Genomic DNA, 23,267 nt, shown 5'->3' with positions numbered 1-23,267 from the left:
GTGAGCGGCGGCGGCTGATCCCCACGGAATGTGCGCCGCCGGTCCCAGCGGCGACGCACGGAGAGGCCGCCGGCCTGGCCATGGCACCGGCTGCGCTCCGCGGCTGTACTGCCACGGGGCGTGCAGTTTTTTGGGACAGTAGCGAGCGAGTCCGCTCAGCGGAAGACCTCGTCCAGAATCCGGGCGTCGCCGGGAGCGGTGCCGGGGCGCCGGAGAATAACCGCCGGTCAGCGCGGCGCCGACCGATAAGCGAACATCTACGCGCGTCCTGGTCGGTCGACGCCTCCGGCCACCCTCCGTGCACCACAGGTGAACCGGCGTCAACCCACGGTGAACGACTGCTGAATAATTTTTCCGTTCACGAGCACCTCGCAGGCTCTGATCGCCTTCGTCGCCGGGTCCCGGACGGTGAAGTCGAGGGCGAACGTCCCGTCGAGTCCGACGATCCGGGTGACGTACGGGTCCGAGGTCTGCTTCCCGTCCGCGGTGCGGCCGGTCACCGAGACCGTGGCGACGGGGGCGAACCCCCGGCCGGTCACCTGGACCGAGGTGCCGACGGGGCCCTCGGGCGGCGAGAGCGCGAAGGCCGGTCCGGCGGGCACGGTGCCGTCCTGGACGGTGAACGCCGCCGTCTCGGTGCGCGGGTTGACGAGGACCTCCCGGACCCGGATCGCGACGGTGTCCGCGGCGTCGACCCTGAAGGTCTGCGAGAACGCCCCGTCCAGTCCGACCACCTTCGTCCGCACCGGGTCCGAGGTCTGCGAGCCGTCGGCCCGCAGCCCGACGACGGACACGGTGGCGACCTTCGCGAAGCCCTGCCCGACGACGGTGACGGCGGTGCCGCGCGGCCCGGCGGACGGGGTGAGGACGATGAAGGACGGGGCGACGGTGAGCGGGGTGAGGGCCTGCGCTCCCCCGGCGGTGACCCTCAGCGCGTACACGGCGCGCGGGGTGGATCCGGCCACGGTGACGGTGCCGGCGAGCGCCCCGTCGGTACCGATCCGGAGGGTGGAGCCGCTGATCCGGGCGCTGTCGCAGGCACTTCCGTCGGCGGCGCAGAGCTCGGCCGCGGGGGTGACGCCGGTCGGCCAGTCGCCGCCGGAGAGGGCGATCGTGCCGCCCGGTTTCACCTTCGCCGCGCCCGCGGAGAGGCTCGCGGAGGCGTCGGTCACGGTGAACGGGGTGGTCAGCACGGTGGCCGGATCGTTGCCCTCGTCCACCTGGATCGCGGTGATGGCCGGATCGGAGACGGTGAAGTCGGCGCCGAACGTCCCGTCGGGGGCGCTCTTCACGTAGACGGCGGTGTCGTCGAGGGTCGCCCCGTTCGCGTCCAGGCCGACGGTGTTGATCCACCGGTCCTGGAAGTAGTTGCTGCCGGTGACCCGTACGACGCTGCCGACCGGTGCGCCGGAGCGGGAGAGCGTGATGGCCCGCGGTCCGGTGGGGACGAACGCCCGCACGGTCAGGGGCGCGGTCGCCTCCTTGGTGCCGTCGCCGACCTTCACCAGGTACGAGCCGTCGGGCACGGCGCCCGCGGCGGCGAGCACCGCGCTGCCGGTCAGTTCTCCCGAGCCACTGATCGCGAGGGTGTGGGAGGCGAACTTGCCGGGGTCGCAGCCGCCGCCGTCCGCCGCGCACAGCGAGGGTACGGGGGTGGCCCCGGCGGTCCACAGGCTGCCGGTCAGGGCGACGGCGGTGGACGGCCGGACGGGGGTGGTGGGCGCGGTCAGGGTGGCCGGGTGGCCCGCGGTGCCCTCGGCGGTCACGGTGCCGACGGAGCCGCCGCCGCTCACCACGTCGCACGGGGTCTCGTAGGTGGAGCCGAGCACCTTGGTACGTGTCAGGTTGCGCACCGGCGTGAAGGTGATCGGGCCGCTCGCGTCGGCCGGGATGAGGAAGTCCCCCTCGTACGGCGGGATCTCGATCGGTTTGCCGGCCGGGATGTCGAGGTCGACCTGGGGTCCGGTGACGGTGACGGTGCCGGTGGCGCCGCCGGACATGGCGAGGTCGATGCTGGGGGTGGTGGGCACGTCGTTCAGGCTGAGCCCGCTGGTGGCGGGGGACGGGCCGAGGGCGACCTTGGCGTGGACCTTGCCGCCCGGGTCGACGATCGACGGCGAGAGGTCGACGCTCATCTCCTGCGGCCCGGTCGCCTCGCCCTGCCCGGCGGGCAGGGCGCAGTGGACGGTCGGGGTGACGGTACCGGCCAGGGCGGCGGGGGCGAGTGCGAAGGTTCCGCCGGTCCAGACGAGCACGGCCCCCGCGGTGAGGGCGACGGCGCGGCGCAACACCGCGCCCGGCCTTCCAGTCCTTCCGGTCCTTCCGGCTCTTGTCGTTCTGCTCGTTCTGCTCGTTCTCCGGACGGGCATGCTGCTCCTCCATGGGTGTCGTCCGCGGCTGCGGGGTGTTCTGGGGTCGCTCCGGATCCGGAATGGCGGCGCCCGCCCGCTCCGGTGCATGGGGAGCGGGCGGGCGCCCGGTTCGTGCCCGCGTTCAGGGGCCCGTTCTCAGAGAAGCGTGAGGGTCAGGGTGGCGCCGTAATCTCCGGGGCGGGTGAATCCGGGAAGGGTGAGCGTGAGATCGGCGTCGGCGTCGAACCGGCCGCCGGTGAACGGGCGGGAGCCGTCCGGCCCCATCCGGCACAGGCTCGCCGCCTCGCTGCCGAGCTCGGTGGGCGAACCGGCCACCGGCACCCCCACGCTTCCGTTCTGCGCCGTGCACCTGGGCGTCCACCGCACGGCCCCGGCCGGGATGGTGTTCCCGCCGGCGCCGGTGAAGTCGGTGAGGGTGGCGGTGAGGGACCAGCCGCTGTTGACGCCGCGGGCGTCCGAGACCTCGACCCGGTTGAGCCGGGAGCGTTGCACGCCGCTGCCGGTGCCCAGGACCGTCGTGCCGAAGTCGACGGTGTCGCCGTCCTGGACCATGGACAGCGTCCCGGCCCGGACCGAGGTGCTCAGCTTCTGGTCGGCGCTCGTCCCGTCCCCTCCCCCGCCCGTGGAGACGGTGAACGGAACGGTCCGCACGGTCGCCGGATCGTTGCCCTCGTCGGCCCGGACCGCGGTGACGGCGTCGGAGACCACGGTGAACTCGACGGCGAAGGTGCCGTCCGGTCCGCTCTTGACGTAGACCGCGCTGTCATCGATCCCGGTGCCCGTCGCGTCGAGTCCGATGACGTTGATCCAGCGGTCCGGGTTGTAGTTCCTGCCGCTGACCGTGATCACGCTGCCGACGGGGCCGCTGTCCTGCGAGAGCGAGATCTCCCGGTCGCCGGACGCGACGGCCTCGACGGTGAGCGGCGCGGTCGCCTCCTTCGTGCCGTCGTTGACCTTCACCTCGTACGGGCCGTTCGGCACCGCCCCGGCCTCCGCGAGGGTCGCGGTGCCGTGCAGCGTCCCGTAGCTGTCGACGGTGAGGGCGTTCTCCTTGAACTTCAGCGGATCGCAGCCGCCACCGCCCACCGCGCACAGCGAGGGCACCGGCGTGCCGCCCGGAGTCCAGCCCGAGCCGCCCAGTGCCACGGGGGTGTTGGGGCGTACGGGGTCGGCGGGGGCGGTCAGGGTGGCCGGCTCGGAGCCGGTGCCCTCCACCGTGACGGTGCCGACGGAGCCGGCGCCGTCGACGACGTCGCAGGGCGTCTCGAAGACCGAGCCGAGCACCTTCGTCCGGGTCAGCGTGCGGACCGGGGTGAACGAGACGTCCCCGGAGGCGTTCGCCGGGACCAGGAAGTCGCCTTCGTAGGGCGGGATTTCGATGGGCTTCCCGGCCGGGATGTCCATCGTGAACTCGGCGCCCAGCACCGTGACGGTGCCGCTCGCCCCGCCGGACATGGCGAGGTCGAGGCTGGGCACGGTCGGCACGTCCTCCAGGGCGAGGGCGCTGGTGGCCGGGGACGGGCCGAGGGTCACCTTCGCGTGCACCTTGCCGCCCGGGGCGACGACCGCGGGTGACAGTTCGACGGTCATCTCCTGCGGCCCGGTCGCCTCCCCCTGGCCCGCGGGCAGGACGCAGTGGACGGTCGGGGAGACCACACCCGCGGGCCGCTGCCCGTCCGTCGTCCCGGCGGACGGCGCGGCCGTGGCCCCGACGCAGCCCAGCGAGAGTACGAAGCAGGCGGCGAGCAGACCGGTCATACCTGGTCTTCGTCGTCGGATCACCAGACACCCCTCCATGGCCCATTGATTGCGCACATTGAGGAGGTCGCGTGCGGAGAAGTCAAGAGAGAACCAATTGATCCTTGACCGACCGCCCCGCGACCGGTTGATCATTTCCCGAATGATCCTTTTCGAAATGCCCGAAAGGCATTTCTCGAGGCATCCCGAGCGAGTCCGACAAAATCCCTTGACTTCTTCGATGATCATCGTTTCACTGCACCCGACATGCCGGGCCCGGCACGCAGTTCCGCAAGAAGATTGCACGGCACGATTTCGGTTCTTCTTCGGCGGAGCCGCGGAATTCAGAAACCGGAAGGAGTTCCCCCGTCATGTCGATCACTTCAGCACGGTCACGGACCGTGCGGTCGGCGGGCCCGCGCCCGTCCTACCGAAGACACCTCCCGCCGGCGCTGCTGGCGGCCTGCGGTCTGGCCGGCGCGCTCGCCCTGGCACCGACGGCCCAGGCGGTGGCCCCGCTCACCGCGACGGCCACGTACGACTGCGGCGCCTGGGGCAGCGGTCTGGCCACACTGACCGCCGCCGACTCGGGCACGTCCAAGACCATCAAGATCACCTCCACGGCGATCACCATGCCGCCCGGGACCAGTGCCGACCCGAACAGCATCACGACGACGCTCAAGCTCACCAAGACCTCGGGCGGCGTCACCAGTCAGGTGCAGTTCTCCGGGAAGACCAACCCGGGCATGAGCGGCGGCAGCCCGATCACCCTGGGCCCGCTGAAGCTCACCTCCGGCACCCTGGCGGCGGGTGACAGCACGAATTCCGTGGTGCTTCCCGCCCCGCCGAGCGCCACCACCTGGTCCCTGCAGATCGTGGCGTCGTCACCGACGTCGGCCACGGTCCCGTGCGTGGCAACGTCCAACCAGTCCGCGCCGTTCGTCTGGTAGACGCCCCGCCCGACAGGACCACGCCGCCCCGGCCGGCTCCTCGACCCGCACCACCGGCCCGTCCGCACCGGCGGCCCGTCCGCACCGACCCCCGCCCCGCACCGCCGACACCGGCCCGGGGCGGGCGGCGATCCCGAGAAGGCCGACAAGGAAAACGAATTCCCCACGCTCAGCATTGACTTCGACCTTCGACCTTCGATCTTCGAGGGCAGACCGATCCGCAAAAAGTGGCCGCGGAAGAGGCGGACGCCCCGGTCGTCCACCCGCTCGGGAAATTCGCGGTCGCACCGGGACAGCGGCGCCACTCCGGCCTGCGCGCGCCCAACGGAAAACAGGGGAAAGCAATCCCTTTGCGAGGGGACAGATCGCGCCCGACAGCACGGAGCGGAATCAGATGGTCGTCCTCAACGACATTTCCCGTGCCCTGGCCGAGGAACTGGGCCGTGCCGCCCGAGCGGAACTTCCGGCGAAGGTGCCCGGCGCCGCGTCGCGCCGACGGTCGGCCCCGGTGTGCGGGCGGATCGCTCCGCCCGCGCACCGGGGCCGTCCCCGCCGGCTCACCTCATCCGGGTGGCCCACTCCTGGACCTTCTTGATCCGCTGCTGGATCTGGCCGGCCGTCGCCTCCGCGCTGGGCGGCCCGCCGCACACCCGCCGCAGCTCGGTGTGGATCACGCCGTGCGGCTTCCCGCTCTGGTGCGTGTACGCCGACACCATCGTGTTGAGCTGCTTGCGCAGCCCCAGAAGCTGCTTGTGCGTGACCACCGGCCGCGCCTCGGCCGGCTTCTCCAGCAGGTCGGCCTCCCCGGCCGGCTTCTGGCGGCTGTGCGCGATCTGCCGGGTCTGCCGCTTCTGGAGCAGCAGCTGCACCTGATCGGGTTCGAGCAGTCCGGGAATCCCCAGGTAGTCCTGCTCCTCCTCGCTGCCCGGGTGCGCCTGCATGCCGAATTCGGCACCGTCGTACAGCACCCGGTCGAAGACCGCGTCGGATTCGAGGGCCTCGAAGGGCAGCTGCTCCTCGGTCTCCTCGTCCTCCAGCTTCTCGGCGTCGGCGAGGAGCTTGTCCTCCTCCGCGAACGGGTTCTCCTCGTCGCTGCCCTTCTTGGGCTTGTCGAGGGCGTGGTCCCGTTCGACCTCCATCTCGTTGGCGAAGCCGAGCAGCATCGGGATGGTCGGCAGGAAGACCGAGGCCGTCTCGCCGCGCCTGCGCGAACGCACGAAGCGCCCGACGGCCTGGGCGAAGAAGAGCGGCGTGGAGATCGTGGTGGCGTACACGCCCACGGCGAGACGCGGCACGTCGACGCCCTCCGACACCATGCGCACCGCGACCATCCAGCGGGAGTCGTCCCCGCTGAACTGGTCGATCTTCTTCGACGCGGCCTTCTCGTCGGAGAGGACGACGGTGGCCTTCTCCCCGGTGACCCGCTTGAGGATCTTGGCGTACTCGCGCGCGGAGTCCTGGTCGGTGGCGATGACCAGGCCGCCCGCGTCCGGGATGCCCTTGCGCACCTCGGTCAGCCGCCGGTCGGCGGCGGCCAGCACATTGGGGATCCACTCCCCGGTGGGGGCCAGCGCGGTGCGCCAGGCCTGCCCGGTGGCGTCCTTGGTCATCGGCTCGCCGAGCCGGGCCTCGATCTCGTCACCGGCCTTGGTGCGCCAGCGCATGTTGCCGCTGTAGCTGAGGAAGATCACGGGCCGGACGACGCCGTCGGCGAGCGCGTTGCCGTAGCCGTACGTGTAGTCGGCCGAGGAGCGCCGGATGCCCTCCTTGTCCTCCTCGTACACAACAAAGGGGATCGGGTTGGTGTCGGACCGGAACGGCGTTCCGGTGAGCGCGAGCCGCCGGGTGGCCGGGTCGAACGCCTCCTGGCACGCCTCGCCCCAGGACTTGGAGTCACCGGCGTGGTGGATCTCGTCGAGGATCACCAGGGTCTTGCGCTGCTCGCAGCGGTTGCGGTGCAGCATCGGGCGGACGCCGACACCGGCGTAGGTCACCGCGACGCCGTCGTACTCCCTGCTCAACGGACCGGCGCTGTAGTCGGGGTCGAGCTTGATGCCTATCCGGGCCGCCGCCTCGGCCCACTGCTTCTTCAGGTGCTCGGTCGGTGCGACGACGGTGACCTGCTGCACGACGTGGTGGTGCAGCAGCCATGAGGCGAGGGTCAGCGCGAAGGTGGTCTTCCCCGCGCCGGGGGTGGCGACCGCGAGGAAGTCGCGCGGCTGCTCCTGGATGTACTTCTCCATGGCGCCCTGCTGCCAGGCTCGCAGCTTGCCGGCCGTGCCCCAGGGGGCTCGGCCGGGGAAGGCGGGTGAGAGGTGGTGGGAGGCGGTAGTAGTCACGGTCTCCGGTTCGGGTCTCTCGGGTACGTGGGGCGCTGTCCGCCGGGGCCGGAACCGACCCGCACGCGATACGACAACCGGGCCACCCTACCGGGGCGCGGCGCGTGAACCGCCTCGAACTGCGCCGCCCCGCACGGAATTGCGATGGCTCTCACACGTCGTCGACGACCAGCGCACGCAGCCCCTGGGAGATGGTCTTCACCTCGTCCATTTCCCCGGTGGCCACCGCGATGACCAGGCGTTCCGCGGCATCGACGTCCGGGCGCAGATCCACCCCGTTCATCGCCAGAAAGGTCACGCACGACAGCCAGGCCGTGCGCTTGTTGCCGTCGAAGAGCGGGCGATTGATCGCCAGAGACTGCAGGAGCGCGGCCGCCTTGTCGATCACGTCCGGATACGCCTCCTCGCCGAACATGGCCGCGGACGGACGGTGCGCCGCCGATTCGAGGAGCCCGGCATCGCGCACGACGATGTGCATGTCCGAGCAGGCGTGCTCGGCAACGACCAGGGCGTCCTCGGAGCTCAGGTAGACGCAGGTCACTTGAGCCGCTCCATGAGCTCGCTCCACTTGGCCGCCTGCTCCTTGGCCGTCTTGCGGACGATGGCCTGCTGGGCGGTCCTGGCCAGATAGTCGTCCACGGCCCGGAGCACTATGGCGTGCATGCTGATCCCCTCCTGCTCGGCCCGCTGCTTGAGGGCTTCGGTCTGGTCGTCACGAAGACGCAGGTTCATGGCCATACCAAAACGGTACCAACCGGTGGGGCCAACCTGGTACCAACTAACGCGCCCGCACCCGGGCCGCCACCCACGCCCCCACCAGCGCCACCCCCGCCATCGGCAGGAAGACCACCGCGAACGCCCCCGGGTGCGACCCGGCGGCCCCCGCCTCCACCGCCTCGTGCACAGCGCCGACCGCGCCGCCGCCGAGCGCCGCGAAGGCCGCTCCGCCCGCGGTGAGCAGCAGCACGTTCGACAGCCCGTCGGAGATCTGGAGGGCGGCCGAGTTCGCCCCCGCCTCCTCCGGCGCCGACAGCTTCAGCAGCAGCACGCTCGTCGAGGCGATCACCATGCCCATGCCGAAGCATCCGAAGGCCCAGGCCACGGCCACGGTCCAGACCGGCACCCGGTCGATCAGCACGGACGGCGCGGCCGCTATCGCCGCGGCGACCAGCACCATGCCGCCCACCATCAGGCGCTCCCGGTACGGTTCCAGCCGCGGCCGGGACTGCACGTACGAGCCCAGGGCCCAGGTCCCGCCCCCGGCCGCGAGCGAGAAACCGGCCATCGTCGGGCTGAGCCCGCGCTGGGTCACCAGCATCAGCGGCACGAACGACTCGGCGGCGATGAACGACCCGGCCGCCACCCCGCGCAGCAGCACCACCGCGGGCAGCCCGCGTGCCGCCCGGATCGTCCCCGGGGGCAGCAGTCCGCGCACCGCCGGGACGAGCAGCGCGAAGCCGGCGGCGGCCGGCAGCAGCGCGAACCAGTCCCGCTGCTGCCCGGCGTACTGGAGCAGCGCCGCGCCCGCCGAGATCCCGAGCGCGAGCAGGATGCGCCGCCGGTCGTACTGCTCGACGGGGGCCGAGGGGTCGGCCGGGCCGGACGCCCGCTGCCGGATCGCGGGCAGCGCGAGGGCCAGCGGGAACACCACGAGGACGGGGATGCCGACGAAGACCCAGCGCCATCCCAGGTGCTCGGTCACGCTCCCGGCGGCGAGCGGCCCGACGACGGACGGGATCACCCAGCTCGCGGCGAAGGCGGCCAGGATCGACGGCTGCAGGCGCTCCGGGTACGCCCGGCTGATCACCACGTACAGCGCCACGATCACCAGACCGCCGCCGAGCCCCTGGACGGCCCGGCCCGCGACGAAGACCCACATGCTCCCGGCGGTCCCGCAGAGCAGCAGGCCCGCCACGAACGAGCTCATCCCGGCGGCGAGCGGCCCCAGCGGGCCGCGCCGGTCCGCCCACTGGCCGGAGAGCACCATGGCGAAGAGGCTGGTCGTGAAGTACGCCGAGAACGCGTACGCGTACAGCGGGATGCCGTGCAGCTCACGGGCGGCGACCGGCATCGCGGTGCCCACGGCGGTCGCCTCGAAGGCGATCAGGAACACGACGGAGACGATGCCGACGCTGAGCGCCCGGTAGGTCCGCCCGAGCACCCCTCCGGAACCGGCCGACGGGACGGCCTTCGCCATGTCGACACGGGGACCGGTACCGGGGGTCGTGGCCGTGTCCGTGTGGGTGCCGGCGTCACTGCCGGTGTCTCGGGGGTCCAGGGCACTCATGAGCCCAAGAGTAAGGGGCATGACCTCGGGTGAACCCTGTCGTGAGACGGTCCTCCGATCCGCCCTTGGTCGTAGGACCGCCCGCCGATCGTGAACGCCGCATGGCAGTCGTGTTGCGCCCCGCCCCCTTCCCTTGAGCCGCACGCCCGCCGGGCCCTACGGTCGAACCACGACGAGGAACGCACGGCCGTGTGCCCGAGTGGCTCAGGGGCTCGACTGCAACTCGAGTTACACCGGTTCGAATCCGGTCACGGCCTCCGAGAAACACGGAGCGGCCGCCCCCATGGCTCGGGGGGCGGCCGTTCCGCACGTCCGGGAGCCGGGCCGACGCCCTCGCCGACTACTGCCGGAGCGGCTGCTTCGGTGTGAGTACGGGGGTCTTCGGCAGACCGCCGTTGTTCTCACATTCGAGTTCCTTCACCAGCTTGAGCGAAACGGCATGCAGGATGGTCATGTTCAGGTTGCGATACTCACGCGTATCCGGTACATCACTCTTGCCACGCGCGAAAATGCCGTGGATGCGTAGTGGGGTTTTGTCCGACCCCTTCAACCCGGGGGTGACGCACTCGAAATAGATCGACGCTTTTCCTCGCCCGACAGAGGATTCCACACCCATGGTGTACAGCTCATAGCCGGCCGGAAGCCCTTCGCCCTCCACATCCTCTGGCGCATACATGGAGAAATATGCTCCCCCCTCATCCGTCTGATTCGCATCCTTCGGACGCAACAGGCAGAGCACATCCCCCGCAGCCCATGGGTTCCCGGACTCATACCCTTCCTTGAGCGCCGTGACCACTCTCTCCATGCCCTTCGAGCCCTTCGCGAAGAAGAGTTTGTCCCCGGTCGTCTTCTCCACCATCTCCGCCAAGGGACCGGCGAACACGTCACCGCAGACCTCCGCGGCCCCGACGAACGTCCTCTTCTCCTCCTTCTCCGAAGCGCATGCCACGCCCCCGGCGCCCAAGGCCATCACCAGACCGGCAGCCATCAGCCGTCGCCTCACCCCTGCCCACCCACTTCGCCCATTCCGCAACCCCTTCTCGCCATCAGTTGATTCGTCGGCCACCGGCCGACGAGCGTGCATGACTCCACGCATTCCGGCCCAACGCCACTCCATCTCCAAACGACCACGGAGCGTCCACTGCTTTCCAGTACCTCAGCACGCCCGGCCCTCACCACGAAAAAATCAGGATGCCGGGCTCACACCCTGGACGCGTGCACGAAGGTTCCCGGTCCCATAGCCGATAAGCCTCGCGTCGTCCAGATCCTCGGCCAAGTCTCCGCCCGTCCTGGAATCGATCCTGTCGATCTCCTCCCTGTGGCGGTCAACGAAATTGCCGACCGGAGTCTCTGTATAGATCTCTCCTGCCGTATAGACAGCTGCCTTCTGCTCGGAGGTGAGATCGTCGACCTTCTCCTTGTTCTTGTCGATCGCGTCCTCCCCCATGCCTCCGACCACATCTCCGATGACCTGCTCAACGACCCCGGTCCCCACATCGGTGAAAAGTGGCACCAGAAGCGCACCGGCACCAATGACCGGCGCCGCAGGAAGAAAGAAGGCAGCCGTCGCAACTCCGGCCCCGAGTGCGGCCGTAGCACCGAACTCAATCCAGCCAGACCGTTTCTCCGCAGCCTTCTCGTATTCCTCGTGCGCCTTGACACCGTCGTCCACGACCTGGTCCGCGCGCGACTGGTCGAGCATCCCCTGAACCTCGGCTCCGATTTTCACCGCCCGCCGAACGTCGCCCGTATCGATTTCGCCATCCTTTCCCACCTGCGCCTCAAGTACGCTGCTCGTGTAGACCTGCTCGGCGGCGCTCAAGGATGCATAGGCGTCCGGGTGATGCCCCAGAGCACCTAGGAATTTTCTGGCGGTTTCACGGCCTTCAGGGCCGAGGGGGTCAAAGAAGTCCAGGTGACCTCCCCTCTTCCCATCAGGCTCGAAGACACTGCTCTTCTTGTTGTCATCTATCGCCCAATTGATGTCATCGATATACCCCGCACCCATCACCCCCAGGCTGTCGGACAATGATTCCTGAGCCTTGAGCAGATTGGCATCCGAGTACTTCACCATCACGTTTCGCATGATTTCGGCGTTGCCGTCATCCCTCACGAAGCTCGCATCGGGGTGGCCAGCCGGATAGCCGAGCGTCGCCGCTTCCAGCGCATGCCCAAGAGCGTCGGGCATGTAGTTGAGGGACGCCTTGAGCTCCTTCTCGTCGAACGAGTCGACATCCCCGTAGCTATCCCACTTCTCGACCCCGAAGAATTCGAGGTATTTCTCGATCTCGTTACCTTCCTTGTCCTTTCCGAGATCGGCCACGGCATCCTTGTTGACAGTCCCGTCCTCGTTGTACGCGGTCGGTTTGTCAAGGAAGAAGCGCTTCGCCGCGTCGGGGCTGTTACCGAGCGCCTCCAGCATGGACACGGTCGGGTCATAACCGGATCCGTTGACCCCCGAAGGGTTGAACGGATTCTTGAAGGGGCTGTTCACCGCCTTGTTTGCGGCAAACATGTCCGGGTCCTTCTGGTGCAGCTGCGCCACGTGCTCGGCAATCGGCTTCAAGAACTTCGTTTCGTAGTTCCCGTATCGCATGATCCCGCCCAGCAGTTGGTATCCGAACGGCCCTCCGCTGTCATACTTGGTCAGCGGGATGCGCTCCGTACCGAGCTTGCGCAGGGCGGGGCCCCAGTCGGCGGTGAACTCCTTGTTCTGGGAGGCGTTCGCCAGGTTGAGGCCGAGATTCCTCTGGAGGTCCTGGACGTCCTTGAGCCGTTCCTTGTCGAGCTTTCCGCCCTCGTACGTGTCCGTCGAGAGCTGCCCGAAGAACGCGAGCGCCCCCTCCGGCTTGAGCTTCTCGTAGAAGCCCTTCGAGAACTCCTCCGATCTGCTGTTGTCCTTCAGCAGCTCATTGAGGGCCTGGAGTTCCTTGTGTGTGAGATCGCGCCCCTTGGCGGCCAGGTGAGCGGCTCGGGCCGCCTCTTCCTGGTCCATCTTCGTGTACTTGGGAGCCGCGAAGTCCTTGCGGCCGGTCACATTGGCTTCGAGGGAGTTCTTGAGGGACACGTCGGTGTCGTTGCAGTTGTCGACGATGAGGTCGACCCTCTTCTGCCACGACTCGACGTTCTTGCTCTCCCGCTGGAGCATCGCAGGATAGTCGGGGTCGTGCCCGGCCGCCGGGGACTGCGACACCGGGTGCCGTGCGGTGACCTTGCCCTTGCCGTCCACCGTGATACCGGCCGCGGGTCCTTCGTGGTCCCGGATGTCGATCAGGGCGTCCTTGGCTTTCTTGATGGCCGCGTGCCCCTCTTCGAGGATCGCCTTCACACCCTTGGCCTCGGCTGCGGCGTCCGCGAACTCCTTGGCCGTCTTGGCGACGAACGCCTTGGTGACGCCCGCGTTGAGGCCCTGCCAATCCGCCTTGTCCGACTTGACCTTCATTCCGTCGGCGGCGTCGTCGGCAAGCTTGTCCAGGTCGCTCGCCATCCTGGCCCAGTCGTCGGCCGCGGCCTTCAGCTTTCCCACCGGGGCGTCGACGATGTCCTCGTACTTCAGCATGCGCGTACTCCCCGCCCTCTGCTCCTACTTCAAGTACTCCGTGAGCTTGGAGATCGGTGCCAGATCCCCCTCGACCTTCGCTTCGTCCTTCGCGTGCTGGGCCTTGGTGTAATCCAGGTGGTTCGAAATGTGCGCGAGGGAATCCAGCAACGTCGTCAGATGGGTCTTCCAGAAATCGTGCACCTTGAGCACCGCCGAACCGCTCGCGAAGTTGCCGTTGGTCAGCGCGGTCGCCGCGTCGAACGTGGCGGGACGGGCACGGTCGCCCTCCCTCGACAACCGGATCCGCAGTTCGTAGGCGTCGTTCCCGATGGCGCCGAGGGAGTCCCGGTTGACCACCAGGTCGGGGGCACCGCCCCTGCCGCCCTCGGCCGGAACGCCGTTGATCCGCATGGCGCCGCGCCGTGCGGCCGCCGCGTCACGAAGCTCCGCCCACTCCTCGTCGAATGACACGAACTCCCCCGAAATCCTTGTCAGTTGAGTGCCCCGATCAAGGAGCTCCCGCCTCGGTCACCGTATCGGCTTCCCCTTCGTCGAGACCGGGTGCGCGGGGGTCACTGTCCGGAATCCAGGGAATTCAACGCGCACATGTCCGAAAAGAAATGCTCGGTGGCGGGTGAAGGTCTTACCGGTACTGCCCGCCGTACGAGCCGGGGGGTGTCGTGGGAGGTGGGCCGAAGGTCGGGGGGGTCGGTTGCTGGTACGGGTTGGGGCGCGGGGGCTGGTGTACGGCCGACGCAGCGGCGGCCATACGGCGACGGGAGCGGATGGCCAGGGCCGCGGTCACGGCGCCGATGAGCGCGACCGCGCCGACCCCCAGGCCGATCCAGAAACCCGCGTTGCTGTTGCTGTCGCCGGATACAGGGGTTGCGGCGGCGGGCCTGTCGGCCTTCTTCTCCTGGCTTCCGGTCGTCTTGGAAGGCTCGGCGGAGGGGCTGGGGCTCTCGGCTGCCGCGAGGTCGGGAAGCGGGTACACGTCCGCCGGGCCCGGGTCGCCGGGGGTCTTCAGGGCGATGCGGGGGCGGACAATGCCGTAGCCGACATAGTTGTTGCGCTTCGCGCCGCTGGTCGGGGCGCCGGCTGTGTTCAGCATGACGCGGAGGACCTGGTTGTTGGTCCAGTCGGGATGCTTGGACCAGATGAGGGCGGCGGAGGCGGATGCGATGGCGGTGGCGTCGCTGGTTCCGCTCGTCTTGCACAACTGCGTTCCGCCTGTGCAGGGGTGGACCATGTCGATGCCGGGTGCCGTGAGATCGATCTGCGGCCCGTGCTGGGACTCATCAGTCTTCTTGTAATCGTGTCCAACTGCACCGACGCCGACGACCCCTGGTGTCCCGGACGGATACTCGACCATGTTGGCCCTGTCACCGCTGTTGCCCGCAGCGGCAAAGATCAGCGCCCCGCTGTCGAGTGCATACTTCACGGCATCCGTGAGTGCCTGCGATCCTGCATATGTTCCCAAAGAAATGTTGATGACCTTTGCTCCGCGCTCAACCGCGTAGCGAATCGCCACGGGAGCGACCTTGTTGAACTTCTCGTTCTCGACTGCTTGGTTTGCCCCGACTCCGGACTCAGGCATGCGGATCGGGAGAATCTTGGTTCCCGGTGCAAGACCGAGCGCGCCGTTGCCACCATTACTTCGGCCTGTTCCTGCGATCAGTCCAGCCATGCTCGTGCCGTGACCGTCATAGTCGGTGTGCTCGTCGCCTCTGACGTCCGGCTCCAGGTTCCTTCCCTTGAGGACTTGCCCCACCAGGTCCGGATTCGTCGAGTCCACACCACTGTCGATCACAGCAACGACGACACCCTTGCCCGTACTCGTCTTCCACATCTCGTCGGCTTTCATGACATCGAGGTGCCACTGCATGGAACGCGTGGAATCAGCGAACGCGGGCCCAGCAGAACCGCCCACCAGAAGTAGCCCCAGCGCGGCCGACACCATCGTTCGCCGTCGTGTGAGTCCCCTGCTCCTGCTGCACATCCGAATCCTTCGTGAGTTCCGCTGCTGATCAGTCGACAACTGGCGGGACAACCCGTCGACGGCCTTGCTGCCAGGTCTCATCGTCTTCGACCAGATAGTCCGGCCGCTCGCCACTCTCGCCCCGTCCTGTCTCACGCGTCCGAGGACCGCGAGGGACGATCCCACCGCCCCGTCCTGCCTGCCTCGCACCGTGCTCGGGGTCTCCCGAGGCACCGCTTCTCACCAGGCCCGACCCTCCAGGCGTGAACGGATGTGCACTCGCGCCCCCCTGCTGTGGGCGTCCTCCGACCACCCCACCCACTTCCCTGGCCAGTCGACGACCGCCGACGACCGGGTTCGGTGAGACTCCGGGGCCGTTGGCACTCCCCATGCTTGAAGCACGCCCCGCAGGCGTTGCGCCGCGGACGATCTCGCCGCCGATGGCCGTCCCACGCGGGATACCGACCGCAGAACGTCCTGGGACTGGAGATACGGCACGGCCGCCGGTGATGCCGTTGGGCGCGGGAGCACGGCCCACCGGCCCGGAACCCGGCGGAGTCACCCCCGGGGCAGACACCGGCGAGCGCGGCAGCCCTGTCGTTCCGCCTCCTCCACTCGTACTGCGGGGCGCGGAGGGGCTGACGTGAGGGACAGTGGGAATGCTGCCCGGGGCCGGCGGAGCAACGGTGTCAGGCTTTGGCCCGGTTGGCAGTGTCCCAGGATTCCCGGCTGAAGGGGGCGCAGTATCCGGCAGCACGGACACCCCGTCGATCCTCATGCCCGCCGGGCTCGGTGCTGAAGGCGAAGCATGGTGCGGAGAGATGGCCGTTGCCCCCGCTGGGGAGGCCACTCCGAGTGCCGTTCCCGCGCTGTGCCCCGGCGCAACGGCGTACCCCGCAGGTGACGCGTGATCGCCCCCGGTTCCGAGACGCTGCCTCTGTGCTCCACCACGTCCGTCGACAACTGATGGCGCGATCGCCTCCGGCAACGCCGGAAACACCGGCTTCTCCAGCGACGTCATCTGCGACGCCGAGAAGGAGTACGTCTGCGACAGCTTCCGCATCTGCGCAGCCGCCTCTTCGCGGTTCCTCTCCCCGGACTCGATCAGCGTCTCCGCTGACCTTCTCGCCACCGCCGACGCATCCGGATCATTCCGTGCGGCAAGAGCCGCCGCCAGGTTCGCCTGCGCACCTGCCTCGGTCCGCGGAATCGACGCCTGCGCCGACGCGATCGCGTTCGACGCCTCGCCGAGCCACTTCGCAACGCCCTCGCTGTACTCCCCGAGGCGCAGCGTCGCATTGGCCAAATCCGCACTCCACGTACGGAAGGCGTCGGCTCCCTGGCCCTTCCACTCCACCCATTGCGGACGGACCTTCAGTTCCTTGGCAATCTCGTGGATCTCCGACGCCGCACTCAAAAGGCGATCTGCCGCACCCTGAATCTCGCCGCTGGTGGCCGCATCCAGCCACTCCAGCATCCGCTCGTGGCTCATGTCATCAAAATTCGAGCTCACGTCGCTGCCCCTCCCGTCCCCGTAGTCCCCGTGCAGGGCATTCGTCGCACATCACGCACCCACACCGCCGGATGTGTCCTCCGGCCGGCCCGAATGCCCTTCGTCCCGCTTCGCCGCAGCCCGTTCGGCCTCGTGGTGGGTATTCATGCTGTCCTGGATCGCACGCATGCGGTCGCGCACTTCCAAGTCGACGTGTTCGTAACCCTTGTGGGCCCCGAGAACGGCGATGCTCATACCTTCGACGGAGTCGGACAGCAGACGGGACAGCTCCTCCAGCTCCTTGATGACCTTGGAGTACGAGCCGTGGAGAGTGTCCGCTTCCGACCACTCGCCCTTGCCGCCGCCGAACTTCTCCCGCCCCATCACGTCCACGCCGGCCTTCCCCGGGCCGGCCGGTGACGACTTGAGGTCGCGCAGGAGTGCGTCGATGCGGTTGCGAAACTTCGTGAACGATGTGAGTTCGGTGACCAGTTCGCCCGCCGCGCCCGGAGACATCGCCCCCGCCGCCCCCACGGCGCCGATGACGCTCCATGGGTATGCCTGTGATTCCGCCCCCGGACCGCTCTGTCCCACAGCGCCCTCCCCCGTTCGGCAACGGCTGCCCGCCACCTCGGAGTTCACCTTAACCAGCGAGTGGCGACACCGCGCATCTCCAGGTTGCAGTTGCAACCGGATCAGGCCATACGCGCGGCTCTCAGGACCCGGTGGAGGCCACCGCTGCCTGGGGGCGGATCGGGAGGCGGTTGATCGGGCGGCCGGTTGCCGCGCGTACTGCTGCCGCCACGGCTGCCGGGGAGGTCACCACGGGTACCGCCGAGGCGGGTTTGGCGCCGAAGGGGGCGACCACGTCGCGTTCCTCGATGAGTTCGACGATGCGGATGTCCGGGGCGTCCAGGGCGGTCGGCAGTGTGTAGCCGGTGAGGTCGGGGTGGCGGATCAGGCCGCGTGCGCTGCGGAGGTTCTCGGTGAGGGCTGCGCCGATGCCCTGGGTGACGCCGGCCTCGATGCGGATCGCCAGTTGGGCCGGGTTGAGGACCCGGCCGACGTCCTGGGCGAGGGCCATCTCCACGACCCGCACGGAGCCGATCTCGATGTCGACGTCCACCACCGCGCGGATCGCGCAGAAGGCGAGGCCGACGAAGGCGTCGCCCTGGCCGGACTCGTCGAGGGGCTCGGTGGGGTGCGGGCGGCACTGGGCGGTGGCCCAGAGTTCCTTGCCGTCCATGGCTTCCGTGACCGTCGTGGAGAGCACCCCGTCGTACGAGGTGATCTTGCCGTCGGCGATCTGCAGCAGCTCCGTGGACATGCCGAACTTGTGGGCCAGGGGCTGGAGGAGCTGGGTCCGGACCATCTTCGCGGCCCGTTCCACCGCTCCGGCCGAGACCCAGGTGTGCCGGCCGTGGGCCGCCGGGCCCGCCGGGGGCTGGTCGGTGTCGACGGAGGCCACGTGGACCTCCTCGATGCCCAGGGTCTCCTGGACGACCTGGCGGGCCAGGGTCGAGAAGCCCTGCCCCGTCTCGACCGCGGCGCAGATGACCGTGGCGACGCCGTCGTGGACCCTGACCGTGGCCGTGGAGACCTCGTCGGCCCCCTCCGCGCCAAGCATGTGGACCATGCCGAGCGCGTAGCCGACGCCGCGGCGCACCGCACCCGGTTCGCCCGCACCCTCCGGGCCGCCGGGCAGCAGCCAGTCGTCCTCGGGGGTGTCCTTGGGGAGGTCGGGCAGCGGGAAGTCCCGTACGGCGGTGAGGAGTTCGGAGACGGGTGCGGGGCAGGTCACCGTCTGGCCGGTGGGCAGGATGTCGCCGGTGGCCAGGGCGTTGCGCAGCCGCAGTTCGGCCGGGTCGATGCCGAGCTTGGCGGCCAGCTTGTCCATCTGGCCCTCGTACGCCGCGCAGACCTGCATCGCACCCTCGCCGCGCACATGGCCCGACGGCGGGTTGTTCGTGCGGACCGCCCAGCCCTCGATGAAGGCGTGCGGGACGATGTAGGGGCCGCAGGCGAACGCGACCGCCGCGGCCAGCGACTCGGACGAGGAGTCCGCGTACGCGCCCGCGTCGAGCAGGATCTGCGCCTCGACCTTCACCAACCGGCCCTCGGCGTCCGCGTGGTGGCGGTAGCGCAGCAGGGTCGGGTGGCGGTGGGAGTGGCCGAGGAAGGACTCCTCGCGGGTGGCGGTCAGTTTGACGGGGCAGCCGGTGCGCAGCGCGAGCAGCCCGAGCGGGAGCTGGAAGCCGGGGTCCTCGCGGTCGCCGGTCGCTCCGGGCACCCCGGTGACGACGATCTTCACCCGTTCCGGTTCGAGGCCGAAGCAGGCGGCGGCCAGGTCGCGGTCGGTGTGCGGGTCGGTGGAGGCGGTGTAGATCTCCACGCCGCCGTCGGGGCGGGGCACGGCGAGTCCGGCCTCGGCCCCGATCGGGGCCGGGTCCTGGCGGCCGATGCGGTACAGGCCCTCGACGACGACCTCGCCGGTGGCCTCGGGGTCCCCGTAGCGCAGCGGGATGTGGCGGATCAGGTTGCCGTCGGGGTGCAGCGGTTCGGCGGCGAAGGACTTCTCCGGGTCGGTGACCGGTTCGAGGACCTCGTACTCGACGGCGATGGCGGCGGCGGCGAGCCGGGCCGTGTCGGGGTGGTCGGCGGCGACCGCGGCGATCGGCTCGCCGTGGTGGCGGACCAGGTCGGAGGCGAAGACCGGGCGGTCGACGATCCTGCGCCCGTACGCGCGCTCCCCGGGGATGTCCTCGTGCGTGATGACCGCCCGTACCCCCGGCATCCCGACCGCGGCCGAGGTGTCGACGGACAGGATGCGGGCGTGCGGGTGCGGGGAGCGCAGCACGGCCGCCCACAGCAGGCCCTCGGCCCAGAGGTCGGCGGCGTACGGGAAGGTGCCCTCGGTCTTGGCGCGCGTGTCGGCGGACGGCAGGGAGACGCCCAGGCCGAGCACGGGCGTCTCGGCCTCGGGGCCCTCGAACGCCGGGGTGGTGATCCGGGCGCTGGTCGCGTTGGCAGTGGTGGCCGCGTCGTTGCTCACGCCATGCCTCCGTCCTGCGAGTGCGGCTGGGCGTCGCCGACGGCGCCCGGGGACACGTCCGGTACGGGCCCGGGATGCGGGGAGCCGGTGTGGGGGCTCCACACCTCGTCGGTGCCGGGGACCGCCTGGGCCGGGACGCGGTTCTCGTCGGCCTCCGGTGCCGGGGAGTCCGGCGCGGCGGGTTCGGCGGCCGCCTCGCGGCCCGCGATGACCTCGTTCACCGCGTCGAGGACGCCTCGGTAGCCGGAGCAGCGGCAGAGGTTGCCGCAGAGCGCCTTGCGCGTCTCGAGTTCGCTGGGGGCGTGGTTGCCCTCCAGCAGGTCGTGGACGGTCATCGCCATGCCGGGGATGCAGAAGCCGCACTGGACGGCCCCGCACTTGGCGAGGGCGCGCTGGACGTCGGACGGTTCGCCGTCCACGGCCAGGCCCTCGACCGTACGGACCTCGCTGCCGGCCGTGGTCGCCGCGGGGACCAGGCAGGAGGCGACGAGCCGGCCGTCCACCTGGACGTTGCACGCGCCGCACTCGCCCTGCGAGCAGCCGTCCTTGGCACCGGCGAGGCCGAGGCGCTCGCGGAGCACGTAGAGGAGCGACTCGCCGATCCAGGCGTCGGTGACGGGACGGTCGGCGCCGTTCACGCTCAGGACGTACGAAATGGCGGGGCGCTCGTCGGGTACGCCGAAGGGCTGGGGCTCGACGAGGCCCGCGGGGTCGGCGAGACCTGCGGGATCCGCCGGGTCCGCGGGGTCCGTGGAGTCCACGGGCTCGGCGGGACCTGTGGGGTCCGCGGGCTCGGGCTCGACGGTCCCGGTGGCTTCGGCGGTCGCGGGCTCTGCCGACTCCGCGGTCTCCGCGGCCTCGGTGGCCTCCGCCGCCTCGGGGCCGGGCTCCGGATCCGATTCCGCCTCGGGTTCGGGGTTCCCGGTGCCGGCGGCCTCGGCCGCCTCAGCGGTCCCAGGAGTCTCGGTGGTTTCGGTGGCCCCGGAGGTCTGTGCCTGCGGTGCCGGTTCGGCCCCGTCGGCCGGAGGCGTGGGCTCGGGAGCGGCCTCGGACGGCCCGCCGGGACCGGCCTCCGCCGGGTGCCCTTCCGGAGCGTCGTCCGGGGCGGTGGCGGCGGTGGCTGCGTCGGAGGGCGCCTCCTGCACGGGGTCCGTGCCCGTGGAGTCCACGTCCCGAGTGGGGGCGTCCCCGGCGGCGGGCGATTCCTGCGCCGCTTCCGGGAACGGTGCCGTGCCGGAGTCCTCGTACGTGATGGACGACGTCACCGGCTCCATCGGAGGACTCGCGACGGGCGCAACGGGCTCGGCGGGCGCGGCAGGCTCGGCGGGCGGCATCACGGTGGGCGCCGGTGCGAATTCCGCGCTCGGCGCGTGCTCCGGCTCGACACCCGTCTCGGGCGCCGGTCCCACCGCGGTCTCGGCTCCCGGTCCGGGCTCCGGCTGGTGCGTCGCCCATGGGGCGGGCGCGCCGCCCGGCAGCGTGGCCGGCGGGGTCCGGTCGCCGTACCACTGGGCGGCCAGGGCCGAGGCCGAGAACTCGCCGGACTCCTCCGGGAGATCGCCCTCGGCGACCGGGATCGTCCACTGCCCCGTGTGACCGCTGTGACCGTCATGGCCGCCGTGACCGCTGTGGTCGGGCTGGCCGTCGTGCTGCACATGGCCGAACTGGCCGGTGTGACTGGTGTGCCCGGTGTGGTCGGTGTGACCGTACTGACCACCGTGCTCCGTGTGGCCGAACTGCTCCGTGTGCCCGGCGTGACCACCGTGCTCGCCGTGACCACCGTGCTCGCTATGGCCACCCTGCTCGACGTGACCGCCGTGACCACCCTGCTCGATGTGACCGCCGTGACCACCCTGCTCGCCATGCCCGACGTGACCGCCGTGCTCGACGTGCCCCGTGTGGTCACCGTGCTCGACGTGTCCCGTGTGGATGCCGTACTCGGTGGACTCGGTGAAGTTCCACTGCCCCGTCGCCGCCGTCGCGGCCGACGCCTCCGGGTACTGCTCGTGCGGCAGCCCCGTCCGTCCGGTCCGGTCGTCCTGCTCGGCGTACGGGGCGGGCCCGTTCTCCGTGATCCGCGGGATGCGCTGGGTCTCCTGGAACTGCGAGTACCCGTACCCGTACGGCGACTGCTGCTGGTTCGGGTCCGGCCAGTGCACCGCCTCGGGCGCCTGCTGCTCCGGCGCCGCCCCGGGCTCCTGCCCGTCCGGCGTCCGCGCGACCCAGTTGTCCGTGGACGCCGGGTCGAACCCGGCCGCGGGCGTCAGCGGCAGGATCATCGGCGGCACGAAGCCCTGGCCCGGCGCGGCCAGCGGGATGTTCGCCAGGTCCTCCGGCGGCAGGTGGACGAAGGCGGTCGCGCCGTCGTCGTACTCGCCGCCCTGCGGCGTCGGCTGCCAGCCCCCGTACTGCAGCGATTCCTGCTGCCCGTGCTGATCGTGCCGATCGTTGTGGTCCTCGTTGCTCACGACAGTGCCCTCCCCAGCGCGCGTCGGGCGAGCGCGGCGACGGTGCGCCGCAGGTGCAGTACGGCCGGGGGCAGCGGCGGCGCCTCTCCCCCGTCGGCGGGCGGTTCCTGGTCCGGGATGCAGGCAGCGGCGACGTACTCGCCGAAGGCGGCCAGCGCGTCGGGGGCCAGGCCCCGCTCCCCGTCCCAGTCGATCAGCGAGGCGATCCAGCGCTCGGCCTCCAGCGGCCGCAGCGGCATCGGCGCGATGGCGCCGACCGCGCAGCGCACCCCGCGCCGGGCCGGGTCGAGGACTATCGCGACGGACGCGGTGGCGCGGCCGGGGCCGGTGCGGCCGGTGGCCTTCAGGAAGACCTGCGGGGCGTGCAGGAGCGGCACCCGGACGAAGCCGATCAGTTCGGCGGGTTCGAGCATGGCGCGGCCGGCCAGCAGGTGCGAGACCGGGATCTCGCGGCGGGCGCCGCCGGGCCCCGCGACGACCAGCTCGGCCTCCAGGGCGGCGAGCACCGGCAGGGAGTCGCCGGTCGGGGCCGCGGTGGCGATGTTGCCGCCGAGCGTCCCGGCGTTGCGGATCTGGGGCGGGCCCGCGGCACGGGCCGCGGCGGCCAGGGCCGGGATGAGGGCGGCGAAGTCGGGTCGTCCCATGCGCGCGTGGGTGAGCCCGGCGCCGAGCAGGGCGTGGCCGTCCTGGTAGTGCCAGCCGCGCAGCTCGCTGATCCGGCCGAGGCCGACCAGTCCCGAGGGGCGCAGCAGCCCCTTGTTGACGGCTGCCATCAGGTCCGTTCCGCCCGCCACGGGAACGGCGGCGGGCATGGCGCCGAGCGCCGCCACGGCCTCGTCGAGCGAGGCCGGCAGCGTCACGGACTGCGTCGCCTGCGGTGCGTGCGTGGTCAACCCAGCTGCCCCTTCCCGGTGTCCGGCCGTCCGGCTGTTTCGCCGTACGGTACGTGCTCGGAGCCCGGACGTGGCAACTCTGGCACATCTTCGGATCGGACCGACGCGAGGGTCCGCGAAGGACGTGTTCGTGCCAGGTCGCGAGAATGTTCCCGTTT

General features: G+C 70.3%; 15 protein-coding genes and 1 tRNA gene. 2 read left to right on the top strand and 14 right to left on the bottom strand.

The window, feature by feature from the left end:
- Window positions 1-320: 320 nt before the first annotated feature.
- Both ABZZ04_RS11785 and ABZZ04_RS11780 read right to left on the bottom strand, forming a co-directional pair.
- Window positions 321-2,291, bottom strand: coding sequence for a hypothetical protein (locus ABZZ04_RS11785; RefSeq protein WP_356932025.1), 1,971 nt, complete (start codon window positions 2,289-2,291; stop codon window positions 321-323).
- Between the two features lie 216 nt (window positions 2,292-2,507).
- Entirely contained in the window at window positions 2,508-4,130 is a 1,623-nt protein-coding gene (locus ABZZ04_RS11780) for a WxL domain-containing protein (RefSeq protein ID WP_356932024.1), read from the bottom strand.
- 350 nt (window positions 4,131-4,480) lie between these two features.
- Between ABZZ04_RS11780 and ABZZ04_RS11775 the strand changes: the two genes are divergently transcribed.
- Complete coding sequence (locus tag ABZZ04_RS11775) at window positions 4,481-5,059, top strand: hypothetical protein (protein ID WP_356932023.1); 579 nt, start codon at window positions 4,481-4,483, stop codon at window positions 5,057-5,059.
- A gap of 557 nt (window positions 5,060-5,616) precedes the next feature.
- Here the strand turns inward: ABZZ04_RS11775 and ABZZ04_RS11770 are convergent.
- The 4 genes from ABZZ04_RS11770 to ABZZ04_RS11755 form a co-directional block, all read right to left on the bottom strand.
- Window positions 5,617-7,398, bottom strand: a complete 1,782-nt coding sequence (locus ABZZ04_RS11770) for a DEAD/DEAH box helicase (RefSeq protein WP_356932022.1) — start codon at window positions 7,396-7,398, stop codon at window positions 5,617-5,619.
- 151 nt (window positions 7,399-7,549) lie between these two features.
- Entirely contained in the window at window positions 7,550-7,939 is a 390-nt protein-coding gene (locus ABZZ04_RS11765; protein WP_356932021.1) for a Fic family protein, read from the bottom strand.
- A complete protein-coding gene (locus tag ABZZ04_RS11760; RefSeq protein WP_356932020.1) occupies window positions 7,936-8,136 on the bottom strand; it encodes a ribbon-helix-helix protein, CopG family in 201 nt (66 codons plus the stop codon). The genes ABZZ04_RS11765 and ABZZ04_RS11760 overlap by 4 nt, the downstream gene beginning before the upstream one ends.
- Window positions 8,137-8,176: 40 nt before the next feature.
- Entirely contained in the window at window positions 8,177-9,685 is a 1,509-nt protein-coding gene (locus tag ABZZ04_RS11755; protein WP_356932019.1) for an MFS transporter, read from the bottom strand.
- Window positions 9,686-9,870: 185 nt separating this feature from the next.
- On the opposite strand from ABZZ04_RS11755, the gene ABZZ04_RS11750 reads away from it, so the two are divergent.
- Window positions 9,871-9,942 (top strand) — tRNA-Cys (locus ABZZ04_RS11750).
- Between the two features lie 83 nt (window positions 9,943-10,025).
- Here the strand turns inward: ABZZ04_RS11750 and ABZZ04_RS11745 are convergent.
- The 8 genes from ABZZ04_RS11745 to ABZZ04_RS11710 form a co-directional block, all read right to left on the bottom strand.
- The gene (locus ABZZ04_RS11745) at window positions 10,026-10,673 is read right to left on the bottom strand and encodes a hypothetical protein (protein ID WP_356932018.1); all 648 of its coding nucleotides are present in this window, start codon (window positions 10,671-10,673) and stop codon (window positions 10,026-10,028) included.
- A gap of 198 nt (window positions 10,674-10,871) precedes the next feature.
- Window positions 10,872-13,244, bottom strand: coding sequence for a hypothetical protein (locus tag ABZZ04_RS11740; protein ID WP_356932017.1), 2,373 nt, complete (start codon window positions 13,242-13,244; stop codon window positions 10,872-10,874).
- Between the two features lie 24 nt (window positions 13,245-13,268).
- Window positions 13,269-13,697 (bottom strand): hypothetical protein, encoded by a 429-nt coding sequence (locus ABZZ04_RS11735; protein ID WP_356932016.1) that lies wholly within the window; start codon window positions 13,695-13,697, stop codon window positions 13,269-13,271.
- 172 nt (window positions 13,698-13,869) lie between these two features.
- Window positions 13,870-15,111: a type VII secretion-associated serine protease mycosin gene (gene mycP / locus ABZZ04_RS11730; protein ID WP_356932015.1), complete on the bottom strand. Its 1,242-nt coding sequence runs from the start codon at window positions 15,109-15,111 to the stop codon at window positions 13,870-13,872.
- A 1,657-nt stretch (window positions 15,112-16,768) separates the two neighbouring features.
- Complete coding sequence (locus tag ABZZ04_RS11725; protein WP_356932014.1) at window positions 16,769-17,230, bottom strand: hypothetical protein; 462 nt, start codon at window positions 17,228-17,230, stop codon at window positions 16,769-16,771.
- 181 nt (window positions 17,231-17,411) lie between these two features.
- Entirely contained in the window at window positions 17,412-19,748 is a 2,337-nt protein-coding gene (locus ABZZ04_RS11720; protein ID WP_356932013.1) for a xanthine dehydrogenase family protein molybdopterin-binding subunit, read from the bottom strand.
- Window positions 19,745-22,216 carry a 2Fe-2S iron-sulfur cluster-binding protein gene (locus ABZZ04_RS11715; RefSeq protein ID WP_356932012.1) on the bottom strand — a complete coding sequence of 824 codons (2,472 nt, stop codon included), beginning with the start codon at window positions 22,214-22,216 and terminating at the stop codon, window positions 19,745-19,747. The genes ABZZ04_RS11720 and ABZZ04_RS11715 overlap by 4 nt, the downstream gene beginning before the upstream one ends.
- A complete protein-coding gene (locus ABZZ04_RS11710; protein WP_283851843.1) occupies window positions 22,213-23,109 on the bottom strand; it encodes an FAD binding domain-containing protein in 897 nt (298 codons plus the stop codon). Before ABZZ04_RS11710 ends, ABZZ04_RS11715 begins: the two co-directional genes overlap by 4 nt.
- Window positions 23,110-23,267: the final 158 nt, after the last annotated feature.

The sequence above is a fragment of the Streptomyces sp. NPDC006435 genome (assembly GCF_040612315.1).
Lineage (GTDB): Bacteria > Actinomycetota > Actinomycetes > Streptomycetales > Streptomycetaceae > Streptomyces.
The sequence above is the reverse complement of the archived record's forward strand: the minus strand, read 5'-3'. Positions and strand labels throughout refer to the sequence as shown.